This window comes from Sulfitobacter sp. R86518, from assembly GCF_042466275.1.
GTDB lineage: Bacteria > Pseudomonadota > Alphaproteobacteria > Rhodobacterales > Rhodobacteraceae > Sulfitobacter > Sulfitobacter pontiacus.
The window spans coordinates 2,151,093-2,162,830 of the sequence record NZ_JAXHCA010000005.1; the positions used below are offsets into that span (position 1 = coordinate 2,151,093).

13 protein-coding genes are annotated in these 11,738 nt (G+C 60.8%); all 13 read right to left on the reverse strand.

Annotated features, from left to right (window positions below; genetic code table 11):
* Entirely contained in the window at positions 1 to 390 is a 390-nt protein-coding gene (locus tag SJY36_RS11440) for a phage baseplate assembly protein V (RefSeq protein ID WP_386175209.1), read from the reverse strand.
* Positions 383 to 916: a hypothetical protein gene (locus tag SJY36_RS11445; RefSeq protein ID WP_386175212.1), complete on the reverse strand. Its 534-nt coding sequence runs from the start codon at positions 914 to 916 to the stop codon at positions 383 to 385. The genes SJY36_RS11440 and SJY36_RS11445 overlap by 8 nt, the downstream gene beginning before the upstream one ends.
* Entirely contained in the window at positions 916 to 1,449 is a 534-nt protein-coding gene (locus SJY36_RS11450) for a phage tail protein (RefSeq protein ID WP_132998313.1), read from the reverse strand. Before SJY36_RS11450 ends, SJY36_RS11445 begins: the two co-directional genes overlap by 1 nt.
* A complete protein-coding gene (locus SJY36_RS11455; RefSeq protein ID WP_341204791.1) occupies positions 1,436 to 1,771 on the reverse strand; it encodes a head-tail joining protein in 336 nt (111 codons plus the stop codon). The genes SJY36_RS11450 and SJY36_RS11455 overlap by 14 nt, the downstream gene beginning before the upstream one ends.
* Before the next feature lie 3 nt (positions 1,772 to 1,774).
* Entirely contained in the window at positions 1,775 to 2,062 is a 288-nt protein-coding gene (locus SJY36_RS11460) for a Rho termination factor N-terminal domain-containing protein (RefSeq protein ID WP_132998315.1), read from the reverse strand.
* 64 nt (positions 2,063 to 2,126) lie between these two features.
* Positions 2,127 to 4,190: a phage major capsid protein gene (locus tag SJY36_RS11465; protein WP_386175217.1), complete on the reverse strand. Its 2,064-nt coding sequence runs from the start codon at positions 4,188 to 4,190 to the stop codon at positions 2,127 to 2,129.
* Entirely contained in the window at positions 4,159 to 5,787 is a 1,629-nt protein-coding gene (locus SJY36_RS11470; protein ID WP_386175220.1) for a phage portal protein, read from the reverse strand. The genes SJY36_RS11465 and SJY36_RS11470 overlap by 32 nt, the downstream gene beginning before the upstream one ends.
* The gene (locus SJY36_RS11475; RefSeq protein WP_386175223.1) at positions 5,787 to 6,326 is read right to left on the reverse strand and encodes a hypothetical protein; all 540 of its coding nucleotides are present in this window, start codon (positions 6,324 to 6,326) and stop codon (positions 5,787 to 5,789) included. Before SJY36_RS11475 ends, SJY36_RS11470 begins: the two co-directional genes overlap by 1 nt.
* 6 nt (positions 6,327 to 6,332) lie before the next feature.
* Positions 6,333 to 8,252, reverse strand: coding sequence for a phage terminase large subunit family protein (locus tag SJY36_RS11480; RefSeq protein ID WP_386175226.1), 1,920 nt, complete (start codon positions 8,250 to 8,252; stop codon positions 6,333 to 6,335).
* Positions 8,252 to 8,758: a terminase small subunit, Nu1 gene (locus SJY36_RS11485; RefSeq protein ID WP_386175229.1), complete on the reverse strand. Its 507-nt coding sequence runs from the start codon at positions 8,756 to 8,758 to the stop codon at positions 8,252 to 8,254. The genes SJY36_RS11480 and SJY36_RS11485 overlap by 1 nt, the downstream gene beginning before the upstream one ends.
* Positions 8,759 to 8,804: 46 nt before the next feature.
* On the reverse strand, positions 8,805 to 10,184 hold the full coding sequence (locus SJY36_RS11490) for a site-specific DNA-methyltransferase (protein ID WP_386175231.1): 1,380 nt from the start codon (positions 10,182 to 10,184) through the stop codon (positions 8,805 to 8,807).
* A gap of 120 nt (positions 10,185 to 10,304) precedes the next feature.
* Positions 10,305 to 10,523, reverse strand: coding sequence for a hypothetical protein (locus tag SJY36_RS11495; RefSeq protein ID WP_386175234.1), 219 nt, complete (start codon positions 10,521 to 10,523; stop codon positions 10,305 to 10,307).
* A gap of 174 nt (positions 10,524 to 10,697) precedes the next feature.
* Entirely contained in the window at positions 10,698 to 11,738 is a 1,041-nt protein-coding gene (locus SJY36_RS11500; RefSeq protein WP_386175237.1) for an N-acetylmuramoyl-L-alanine amidase, read from the reverse strand.

Below are 11,738 nucleotides of genomic sequence, written 5' to 3' on the forward strand. Positions count from 1 at the left end.
CTACTTCGGAGCGCCGGTGTCGCTAGGCCCAGGCTGAATGCCCCCATGCACGTGAGACACCAAGCTGACCTCAGACGCCACGACATCGCCGGCCCCAGTGATCGTGCCGGCAAAGTTGCCGGCCGGCACACCACCCGCAAAGGGACCAGGATAGATGATGCCATGCGCAGTATTGCCACCAGGCGAAAGAACCACCACCTGAGTGCCCACCGATGGCGGGATCCAGAATTTCAGCTGCTCCGATCCGAGCTGCGCAATCTTAAGCCAATCGCTTTCCGCCCCGTCAGCCCATTTGACCTTGGCACGATCGCCTTCGCGCGCCGTGACCGTGGCCACCATGATCATCCGCTCCACGGCTTGCATCAGCTGCGACAAGGTGAACTCAGACATCGCCGCCCTCTGCCACATACTCCTGCTCATGCGCAGGCCCAATCTCCGGCGACCAGGACGTCAGCAGCTGGGTCGGTGTCACGCCGTCATCGATAAAGAAGCTCGGACCGATATCCGCTGCATGGGCCCACTCGACGCGCCAAACGTCGTACTGATCCGCTTGCGGCGCAAACTCATCTGGCTCAACAGCCAAGACTGCGGCCGCGCCCCAGGCCACCCCTAGTCGGTTGCTGTGCACCGCGGCCGCGAGCGCGCCGGCTGCCTTCAGCACCTCGCGCCGCACCTTCGGTGTCCGGTACCCGAGCACGATGCGCGCCTCGATCCGGACCAGGCACGGAAACTGCCCCGTATGTGGATCCTTGTCGGGATCAGGCTCGAGCTCCGACATCTGAACGATGATGGCCGGCACTTCTAAAGTTTTGCGCGTCTCATCTTCGGCCGCGACCGTCTTAAAGGTCGGAAACGCCGCCGCCAGCGTGGCTACGACCGTGTCCAGGGCATCGCCCAAATCAAGTGCTTCAGCCATTATCCAACTCCCAAGATTGTGCGCGCCCGAATTTCTGCCAGAAAGTGCTTCATGTAGATGCTGTCGATATCCACAAAGACCTCGTCCTCGAGGTAGATCATCATCCGATCGGCAACCGACAGCGTAGCCTCGCCGATCGCCCACCGCTTCGACCCGTACCGCTGCATGACTTTGCGCTTGCCGCCCACCTTAGCAAAGAACGCGCCGTGGACCATCGTGTCGCCAAACTTGATCCCGCCATCGACCTTTTGCGGCCGGCCTTTGAACGCTGACACCGGCAGATCATTGGCACCGAACCACAGCTTCAAAGCGTTGTTACCCTTGCCCACCTTGTACTCCTTCAGGCGACGGCGCAGTGCTTTGGCATTTCGCAGCCCGAGCTCCGTCTGCAGGCCAGTGGATGCCAGACGCCGAAGGGTCGCAGCCGTGCGTTTCAGCGCGCGCGATCGAGAGAGGTCTACCTGTTTGGGGGTTGCCGCATACTCGGCCGCGATCTTGTCGAGCTGACCGTCGTCAAAGTCAAAGGCCAGCATTGTAGATCACATTCGGCACCGCAAGGATCAGCGTGGCGATCCCCGTACCGTCCAACTGTGGCTCTTCCAGAACATCGAAGGTGCGGCCCTCGATCACGGCCGTGTCGCCGCGCAGAACCTGCGACACCTCGTCTTCGCGGCAAACGAACCGCGGCCCAGGGCCGTCGAATTCGAACTCGCCCAAGGTTGCCATCTGGCTCGGGTCGTCAAAAATGCCAAGGACATCTGCCACCTTTTCCGAAGCTCTGGTGATGCTTGCCGTGGTAGCAAATTCCTCGAGCTCAAAAAAAGCGGAGATGTCCTCCCAATCGGGATGGGGCATCGGTTACGCGTCGCGCGCTTCTTCGATGGCAGCAATCAACTTGGCTTGGTTCATGCCGTCATACCCGTCAATCTCAAGCTCGGCCGCGATGACCTTCAGGTCCGCGACCTTCATCTTGCCCAAATCGCCTTCAGCTTTGGCAGCCTTACCCTTTGCCAGCTCGGCGCGGCCGCGGTTGATCAGGTTCTTTGCCAGATCCTCGCCGATCTCCACCGTGGTGCCAGGCGTTTTGATTTTGCCCGCAATCGCGATCGCGGAGGTGATTTTAACTTTCACTGTCTTTTCAGCCATTTTGAAATCCTAAGATTAAAGAGGTCAGAGGGAGCGAACCGGCCTGATCGGCCGGCTCAGATCGTTACGCCGTCGGCTTGCGGCCGAGGCAGAAGCTCTCGGTGCGGCGCGCGGCGATATCGAAGTCCTGGTGCAGCACAACGCGGCGCGTCCCTGACAGCGACTGGGTGTAGGGATCGACCAGGATATCCAGAGCGCCCCACAGGCCGATGTAGACATCGCGCAGGTTGCCAAACAGCACGTCGCCGTTATCGAACTGATTGGTGATTTCGGCTGTCGACCCGTTCACGGTACCGCCGTCTTCCCAGATCGTCTGGCCATTCGAGTTGGCAAACTTCTCGGTCGACTTGCAGTGACCGCGGAACTTGGAGTTACCCACGTAGCGCACCGAATCCGTCAGAGCGTTGTCGAGGGCGACCTCGCTCTCCATTTCGATGATTTCCGCATAGGTCGGCTGGATACCCGCGAAGGCCACCGCGTTGATACCGGAGTGGTTCAGGATGCCCAGGGGGTTATTCCCGACGCCGTCGCCATAGTAGCCGTACCAATCGATACCGAGTGCCAGATCCGTTGCCAAAGAGCTGCGGAACTGCAGCTCAACATCCATCGAGGACTGCTGCATCATACGACGCGTCACCCGGCCAAAGACACCGATGGTGGTCGGGCTCATTTTGACCAGCCCAGCGTCCATGCTGCCCTCGCCGACATCTTCGTCTTCACCGACGATAAACACGTTACCCGAGCCGGTTTGACCAGGCACATCCAGATTGCCGACCAGACCGCCCATCGGCGTCCCCAGCTGCAGCAACGTGGCGCGGTTGCGCAACATCTCGATAAAGGACTGCGTGGCAAGGTTGGTATCGATCAAGAACCCGCCTGTGTCACCCGGCGTGGCACCGGAGGTCGACGTGTTCAGTGCGCGGGTCAGGACGTCGACGGGGACTGTGATCCCTTCGGAGCTGCGCCCCATCGTTTCCTGCGCGGCCGCCGATGCTTCGAATTCGAATGCAGCTGCGGCTTGTGCTGACCGGTCGCTTGGATTGAGCAAGGCCCGAGCTGCGCGAAGAAAGCTAAACCGACCCACCTCGGAGTCCGTCATGCCAACGACGCCTGCGTTGTCATCCAATGCGCGGTTGCCAGTATCATCGGAACGGCCGCTGTTGCCGTTGCCATTCCCGCGCCCACCACCAACGTGATCGAGCAGAGTGCGGGTGAATTCATCGACGGACGTGCTGCCGCGGATCGCATCTGCTGCCAGCTGCTGCGCCGAATACTGCTCGCCCATTTCCAGCAATGCCGCAACGCGGGTCTGCTCGGCTTCTTGGCCGCGCGTCACCAGCGCTTGTGTTTCGGATGCCCGCTCAAGCACCTCGATCTCTTCCACGATGTTGCCGTTGTCGTCCACCTTGGCACGGACCAGGTGACCGGCTGCGTTGCGGAGATTGCGAATGTTCATATCGCCTGATCCTTCTGTTTCAGTTTGCGCTGTGCGCGTTTGAGAATGGTTTGGAGTATTGGAGCCATCGCCGGTCGGTTCCTCTGGCGGTTCCCCCGCCGATCGACCGACCCCCACAGATGCATCCGCAGGAACGCTGACCATCGAGATTTCAAACGGCTCCCAATCGGTGATCGTGACCTTGTCGCGCTCGCCTTCGACCTCTTCGGTTTTGATTGCGCGCACGAAGTAACCGACCGACACGTGACGGATCACACCGTCCACAATATCGGCCCAGATTTCGGCAGCCTTGGCGGAACGCCCGAACCGCAAAACGGCACGGCCGCGGCGATCACCGTCCACCGACGACGTCTCGACCACACCGATCTGGAGATCGGGGTTGTGGTTCCAGAGCACGGCCGCGCCATTGCGCAGGCGCGCGTCCGACATTGCCCCCGGCGAGTGGTCCAGGATTTCATCGCCGAACCAACGCGCAACCGGCTCCTCAGAGCTGAACGCCACCTCAACGGTGCGCGCCTCTTCATCGATCGTGCGCACAGCCGCCTGCCGGCGCAAAGGTGCCCCGCCGCGGTTGGCGTTGACCTGCTCCACGGTCACCGACCGGGTCAGAGCAGATCCGATCAACGAAGCGGCCAAGCCGCTATTCTGCGTCAGGAGTTTCATTTTTGTCATCGGACACGTCCTCTTCTTGATTTGCGTCGCCAGCTGGTGGCCGAACAGCGCCGGGCACCACGCCCAGAACCGAGGCCATAATGAACTCATCGGGGATGCCGGCCTTGCGCATGGCCTGGATATCGTCGGCGTAGGTGCGCCAAGTGGTGTCGGGATCGTCTCCGCGACGCCGGATGATTTCAGACGGCGATGTGAGCATGTTGTTTTTGGCGTCGATTTCCGCTTTCACGTCCTTGGTCGGATCGACCCATGCCCACCGACGGCCCTGCCAATAAACATTGCGGAACTTCTCGATGCGCTCCGGACGCAGCCGGATCGAGTTGTTCACGACCAGCCCCATCAACAGCGCCGGCTCGAGCGCCGACTGATAGCAACGGTCGATCAGCGTCTCGATGAGCCACTCCTGCAGGTCCATCCAGTGATCGCGCTCATCCAGAACGCCCTGGCGGATTGAGCTGAAGTTCACCCCCTCAAGATCGTTGGCAAAGCTGACATAGGCCACGCCCATGCCGGCACCGGCACCGCGCAGCATCGACTTGTGGAATGGGGCGAACTCGCCCGAGGGATACTGCTGGGTGAATGCCTTTGATTTCAGACCCGTCGGAAGCTCTTGGAACACACCACCCGCGCTTTCGATGTAGAGCTCTTCGTCCTCCTGCTGTTCCTCATCGGGTTCAGGCCCATAGCCTTCCTCCCACTCGAGGAAACCACCGACCGACGCGCCGGTCCGCGCGCTGGTCAGCGCCGCATTTTCCAACCCGCCCAGCATGTGCAGACGCCACAGCGACGTGGCAGCCCAGGGAATGCCCCGGCGCTGGCCCGTGATATCTTCCAAGAACCCATGAATGATCTCATCGGCCGGCACCCGGTCGAGGCTGGTCCCGTTGAACGTGTATCCGGAGCCGGCTGGATCACCCGTCATGAAGTAGAACGCCAGCGGCCGACCTTCACGGCTGAACTCGATCCCCTGGCGCACGAAGCGGCCATTGGCGAGACGATCGACGTTATAGTCGACCGGGCACCGCTGCGGATCCAGCACCTGCAGCGCATAGCGCATGGGGCCCGCGTTACGGCCGCGGATTTCGCGGATCATGAACTCGCCGTCTTTGGCAGCGGTTTTGACCGCCCCCTTGCAGATCATCCGGAAGCTGCGCTTGCCAGTGATGTCGCAGTTAGACGCCCGCTGCCATTTGCGCCACCAGGCCTCGAGCGCTTCGTTTGCCCCCCGATCGAGCCCGCCGTTATTGTCACGCGCCTGCGCCTGAAGCGCAAAGCCGCGGTGCCCGACAATATTCTGATCGCACAGACGCAGGAACGATTTCAGATAGTCGTTCTTCTGCGCCTCCTCGCGCGAGCGCGCGACCAGGACACGCTGATTGCGATCGATGACCTGGTCAGCGGTCAGCGGAGTGGTTGACCAATTCGATGTCAGCCGATCCGAGATCGCGGCATCAAACCCGCGTTGACCCACCGCGGGGCGCATCGGCTTATTGCGCCGGCTCACTTTCGGGATCGAGCTCTCGACCATGACCACGGGCGCGCTCGGCTCCTGGCGATTGCCCTCGCCGGAATCGCGCGTTTTACCAAAACCAAACATTAACGACCAAACCTCACTTTAACCTGCCGGCCGGTCAGACGTCGGCGTTTTCCATTGGGGCTCTCGCGCGCGATCTCGCGCTTGTACCGATCGCGCAGCAACAACAGGTCAGCGATAGATGTACGGACCAGCGACCGGCCGTTGATCGCGTAGCTTTCCTGATCCTTCGTGGCGCGCCCCTCGATGACCGCCTCGATCGAGGCAAGCACCCGCTGCGCGTGACCACGTGCCTCAAACCCGGCATCGACCGACACCAGATCCCCGGCGATAGTCAGCTGGCCGGCTTCGACCTCATGTACATCCTCCCCCGAGACGGCACGGACCGACACCGCATAGGTGCCAGCGTTCCAACCCGAGGTGACGGCCGCGGTTACGGCGAACAAATGCCCAGACCCGAGCGGTGCCGCTTCCAGATCGATCGAAGACGGACCACGGATGATCGCCGTCAACGTCCACTCCGGTGCCGGATATGCATCGACATGCACCTCGGCCTTGATGCTTAAGCCGGCCGTGACTGAGCTGGGAAACTGATGGAGCAAACCTGACTACCTATTGTTGATCCGCCCTGATCCACGAGGTCGTGTGCGGCGCGTTTTACCTCGCCTAGTCTTGCGAGCCTTTGGCTTTGCTTCCTCTGGCGGTTCCCCCGCGGCCGTTTCATCCTCCGCAATATGATCGTCGTCGGGTTTGAGCCGGCGCAGACGCACCGAGATATTCGGGTTCAAGATTTTCAACGCGGCATAGGCATAGACCCGACAATCGAGCGCCTCGTTTCGGTCGCGGGTTTTCTTCCACTCGCGGATTGGGAAGCCCCGCACGAACCGGGTCACCAACCGCTCGGCCGTCAGCTGGTGAAACCACTCCGGATCCCGATCGACAGGCCAGTGGCAATAGCCCTGCCCAGGCGTGTCTTGCTTCGCCCGGCGCATCACAATCAGCTTGGCGTCATTGACCCCGATCGTGAACAAGGTCACCGGCCGCGCGCGCTTGCCAGACTTGGACTTCTTCGGAGCAGATGCGATCGGATTGTCCCACCCTTTGCCCCCCTTGATGGCAAAGATATTGCGCCGCTGCTTCCCACGCAGCTGCTCATAGGCTGCTTGGGTCAGGCCACCGGAACCACCGGTGTCGACACACGCAGAGGCAATCCGCATCTGCGCACCGGATTCATGCTCGAAGGTTTGATCGAGATAGTCAAAAAGCTGGTTCCAGACTTCAGGCTTAAGCGGATCGCCCCAGAACACTTGATGATCGAGGCTCCAACTTTCCTCGCCCAACCCCCAGCCGACGCGCTCGAGCTCGAGGCGATCCTCCTGCATGTCGACACCGCAGGTCTGAACGCCGACTTCCATCGGAACCTTCGATGGGAACGGCTCAGCGCGCGCGATCAGCTGCTCGACCTCGAGCGTCTCGGCCTCTTCCTCCCAGGCTTCCGCGAGCGTGACGTTGACGAAGGTCTGCAGATCCCCGGCCGCTTTCTTGTCCAGGAAGGACTGCACGATCATCTTCAGCTTCACAAAGCAGGAATAGAGCCCGTTGAGATGATAGGACGCATGCCCCCGGAACGGCTTCTTTGCCTTCCACCCATGCCCCAGCCGCTCGGCGTTGCGGATGGCAAAGTACCGGTCGGTGTCCGACCAAACGCAGCCATTCGCCCGGCACTCATAGTAGGCGCTCTCGGGCATGTGCTCGCCCTCGGCGTTCTTGTCCCATTTGACGTTTGACCACTCGATCGTCTGCACGGCATCGCAGTGCGGACAAGCTACGTGGAACTGACGCTGGTCCCCCTGCTCGTAGGCATGATCAATCCACGAAATCCCGCGAATTGTCGGCGTCGAAATCTCTACCAACTTGCGCTGATCATCAAAGGTGTTGGCGCGCTCCCACAGCAGACCGACGGGATGACCCTCGGCCGTGCGATCGTAGCCGTCGGTTTCGTCACAGACGATGAACGGCGCAGACCGGCCGCGCTGCGTCTTGGGCGATCCGGACCAGGCGAACATGATGAAGCCGCCCGGGTAGGACTTCATCCGCGTGTTGTTCACCCCCTTGCGCGCCCGCGGGGTGGCGATCCGCGTCTCAAGGTCGGGGTTGGCTTCGACCAGCGGGTTAAACTTCGTCGTCAGCCATGTCTGCAAATCGCCTTCCGACGGCTGCATCATCAGCTGAGACACCGGGTCATGCACTATCTTGAAACCCTGAGCACAGAGTGCCAGCTGCGTCTTGCCAACCTGCGCGCCCCATTTGAGCGTGATCCGGTGACACGATGGGTCGGCCGTCATGTCCAATGGCTCGCGCTGATACGGCGCGTTGTCGAAACTGATCAAACCCGGGATCGCATTCCCGACCGGGATTTGAACCGATTGCTCCGCCCACTCGGACGGCTTCAGGTCGGGAGGTGGTGCCAATCCTGCGAGAAACGAAGTGGCCACCATCAGAGCGGCGCTACCAAATGGCCAGGACATCAGTCAGCTCCAACCAGCGAAGTCGGATCAGTGGTCGACAGCTTGCGCAGAGCCGCGCCGATCTCTTCCTTTGCGATGAGCTTGATCGAAGCCTCTTTCTTTTCTGACTTCGCGCGCGCCGCGATCCGAGTGGGCGCGTTGTTCAAAAGATTGGCGCGCACCTCGGCGATCACCAAGTCCAGTGCTTCCTTCATCTGCTCGGCATCCACTAGGGCACCGCGCATCTTCGCCGCTTCCATTTCTGCCATGTCAGCCTGCGACTTGGTCAGCCGCGCCTTTTCGGTATGGTAGTCAGCCTTTTCGGGATCACCATCGGCACCGCGGGGTGCAATCCGTTCCTGCAGGTACCCGACATAGCCTTGAACCGCGGCCGCAAGCTCATAGCGGCCGTGCTCGGCCTTCGGGATCACGCCCTCCTTCGACAGCTGCTGGACCCGGCGCTCGGTCAGCTTCAGCAGCTTCGCAATCACGCTGACCGGATATGTTGGATTGCTCGAACTGCTCATTCAACATCCGAGCAATCCAGTGCGGGCAGCCAACCTACGCGCCTTGTCACTTGCCTGCCTCCCCACGTTTGCCACGCAGATCGTCAAAGCGATCCGACGTGCCCTCCAGGACAGCCTGCCCCCCGGTGAAATCCTGCCAGCGTTTCACGATCACATCCGCGAACCGTGGATCCAGCTCCATCAGCCGCGCTACACGTCCGATCTTCTGCGCCGCAATCATCGTGCTTCCCGAACCGCCGAAAGGATCCAGGACCAGATCACCGCGCCGGCTGCTGTTCTTCAGGTACTGCATCACCAGCCCGACCGGCTTCATTGTTGGGTGCTCGGTGTTGCGGCTCGGCTTTTCGTGGCGCAGCACCGAAGACACCAGCTCCTCGATTTGAAGGTCAGAACCCGAGACCCGCAGCTGGCCGGATCCCGTGTCGATCAACAGCGACCCGTCCTCTTTGACGACGAACGGCAGATCCTCTGCATCGATGACAGTTGTCTGCTTACGGCCGCCAAACCACCGGTGCGGCGCGCCAGGCTTCCAGCCGTAAAGGATCGGCTCGTGCCGCCACTGATAGTCCGACCGGCCCAGGACAAGGCTCGGCTTCACCCAGACAAGACACCCTGACAGTTTGAACCCAGCGGAGCTGAAGGCTGTGCGAAACGGCAGCCCCTCGGTGTCAGCATGGGCGACATAGAGCGCCCCGCCTGGCTTGACGGCCGAGAACACAGAAACAAAAGCATCGGTCAGAAAGGCAAGGAACGCATCCGCGCCCATGTTGTCGTTCTCAATCTTGCCGGCCGTGCCCTCGTAATTCACGTTGTAGGGGGGATCGGTCCAGCACATATCGACCAGCTCGTCAGCGATCAGCCGCTCGATATCAGACATGACCGTGGAGTCCCCACACATGATCCGGTGATCACCGCAGATCCAAACATCACCACGCCGAGAAACGAAGTCCCCCCCGATCGGCGGCACCTCGTCGTCTTCGGTTTTTCCTTCCTCTTCCAGGCCGTCAAGATCGACAAAAAGCTCGTCTAATTCGGATTGATCAAAGCCCACAACCCCGAGGTCAAATCCCAGATCGCGCAGCTCGCCGAGCTCCAGCTTCAGCAGCTCATCATCCCATCCGGCGTTCAGCGCCAGCTTGTTGTCGGCGATGATATAGGCGCGCCGCTGCTCGTCTGTCAGGCCGGTAATTCTGAGGCACGGAACCTGCGACATCCCTATTTCTAAGGCTGCAAGCACCCGACCGTGGCCGGCGATGATGGTACCGTCCTCACCAACCAACACCGGGTTGGTGAACCCGAACTCGCGGATCGATGCCGCGATCTGGCTGACCTGCTCAGAACTGTGGGTCCGCGAGTTTCGGTCATAGGGCGTCAGGTCGCCAGGCGGCAACATCTCGACGTCGGTGTAAGAAATTAGATCAGACAAGCGCTGCTCCTAAAACGAAACGAAATGGAAAAAATAGCGCTCTCACAAGTTGATTTTTGCGCACATGCGCACCCACTGGCCCTCCCGGCCGAGGAAGGACCCCTTTTTTATATGACGATTTCACTGCGACCTGCCCGCGCGCAGCTGCTCACGCAGCACGGCATAGTCGCCGATCAGCACTGGCAGCACCGAACCCTCGGGCAGCGCCTCAAGCTCATCAGCGGCCTGCGCTTGCACCGCGCGCGGGTAGTCCTTCACGATCGGCAGCACACTAGAAGGCTCCCTTCCGCAAGCGTGTAACGACAGACCGACGATCAGTAGCAACGGAAGCGCCTGCATCCTGCATTCTCCTCATGGTTTTGATGTTTTCCAGCGATTGACGCTCTTTAGCGTCAACTCTGCCCTCGCGCTCTCTGAGCTCGCCCCAGCCTTTCAGCCCAGCCAAGATCGCAAGCCCAAGCATTAGATAGCGTCCCCATGCCGAGCGCATGAATCGATGTGCAAGCAATCCGATCATCGCGCTAGGCTCCGGTTTTCACGCGCATCCAACAGCCGGCGACGACGGGTAGAATACCCAAGAGCGCGCAGTGCAAACCATGCCGTTACGCATAGCCCGCACAGCAGTAGCGCAGGCCAGTGTTCGGAAATCATCGCACTCAGCTGTCCCATCACCCCGGATGCGGCCTGCGCCGCTTCACCTGCCTGTTTGGCTTGGGTGGCAATGCCGGCAACTCCGCCCAGGCCGACTAAGTCTCCTACACGCGCTGTCATCTGGGCATCCTGCGCCGTACCGCTTTCACGATCGATCTCTTCCTGAGTGACGAAACGCTCAGGCCGTGATGTCGCCTTAGCCATTTGAAGCCAGTCATCAGCGTTCACGACGCCATCGGATGGCAGATCGTTATCGGCTTGGAAAGCGAGGGTTGCAGCACGGGTGAGCCGGCCGAAATCTTTGTCAGCACGCCCCAGATGATATCCTCGATCGGATAGCTCGACCTGCCAAACGCCGACATCAACAGACCTGTCACCAAAGCGTAGGATCGGGCGGTTGGACTGAAGCACTTCCACGCCACCCAGCATCAAGGCGATACGCTGGCGCATGAAGTCACCGACGGATCGAGCCCCGCGGAGGTCGTCTCGCCAAGGAAGCCGCGCAACGTCCCATTTGCCCCGCTGCTGCACCCCAAGCGTTGTTTGGACCTCTGCGTGCGTGAGGACCGTCTGGGGTGTGACGGGGATGCCGTACTCGACGCAAAGATCAGCGACCAGTTTGCAAAAGGCGTTGAACTGCGCCTCATTGAGTGGCGAGGGTCCGGCATCAAAGGGATGTTCCACAGCGCCACGCATGCCGCACATAGCAACGCCAATCGATCCTGTGTTCAGCTGCAGAGTATGGGCCGCATAGTCGCCATCAGACGTGACTATGTTGTCCTCAACGGCCTCTGCTCCAGCAACGACTGTGCCGTCGTACTCGACCAGCCTGTGGTAGTGGGCCTTGTCTTCAGCAGAGGCGCGCCCTGCCCCGGCAGTCCAGTGCGCGATGACGCGCTTCAT

Excerpts from the sequence above, each read along its gene's own strand:
- SJY36_RS11440 (WP_386175209.1), bottom strand. The coding sequence starts at position 390 with ATGTCTGAGTTCACCTTGTCGCAGCTGATGCAAGCCGTGGAGCGGATG.
- SJY36_RS11485 (WP_386175229.1), bottom strand. The coding sequence starts at position 8,758 with ATGAGCAGTTCGAGCAATCCAACATATCCGGTCAGCGTGATTGCGAAG.
- SJY36_RS11495 (WP_386175234.1), bottom strand. The coding sequence starts at position 10,523 with ATGCAGGCGCTTCCGTTGCTACTGATCGTCGGTCTGTCGTTACACGCT.
- SJY36_RS11450 (WP_132998313.1), bottom strand. The coding sequence starts at position 1,449 with ATGCTGGCCTTTGACTTTGACGACGGTCAGCTCGACAAGATCGCGGCC.
- SJY36_RS11465 (WP_386175217.1), bottom strand. The coding sequence starts at position 4,190 with ATGACAAAAATGAAACTCCTGACGCAGAATAGCGGCTTGGCCGCTTCG.
- SJY36_RS11470 (WP_386175220.1), bottom strand. The coding sequence starts at position 5,787 with ATGTTTGGTTTTGGTAAAACGCGCGATTCCGGCGAGGGCAATCGCCAG.
- SJY36_RS11500 (WP_386175237.1), bottom strand. The coding sequence starts at position 11,738 with ATGAAGCGCGTCATCGCGCACTGGACTGCCGGGGCAGGGCGCGCCTCT.
- SJY36_RS11445 (WP_386175212.1), bottom strand. The coding sequence starts at position 916 with ATGGCTGAAGCACTTGATTTGGGCGATGCCCTGGACACGGTCGTAGCC.
- SJY36_RS11480 (WP_386175226.1), bottom strand. The coding sequence starts at position 8,252 with ATGTCCTGGCCATTTGGTAGCGCCGCTCTGATGGTGGCCACTTCGTTT.
- SJY36_RS11455 (WP_341204791.1), bottom strand. The coding sequence starts at position 1,771 with ATGCCCCATCCCGATTGGGAGGACATCTCCGCTTTTTTTGAGCTCGAG.
- SJY36_RS11460 (WP_132998315.1), bottom strand. The coding sequence starts at position 2,062 with ATGGCTGAAAAGACAGTGAAAGTTAAAATCACCTCCGCGATCGCGATT.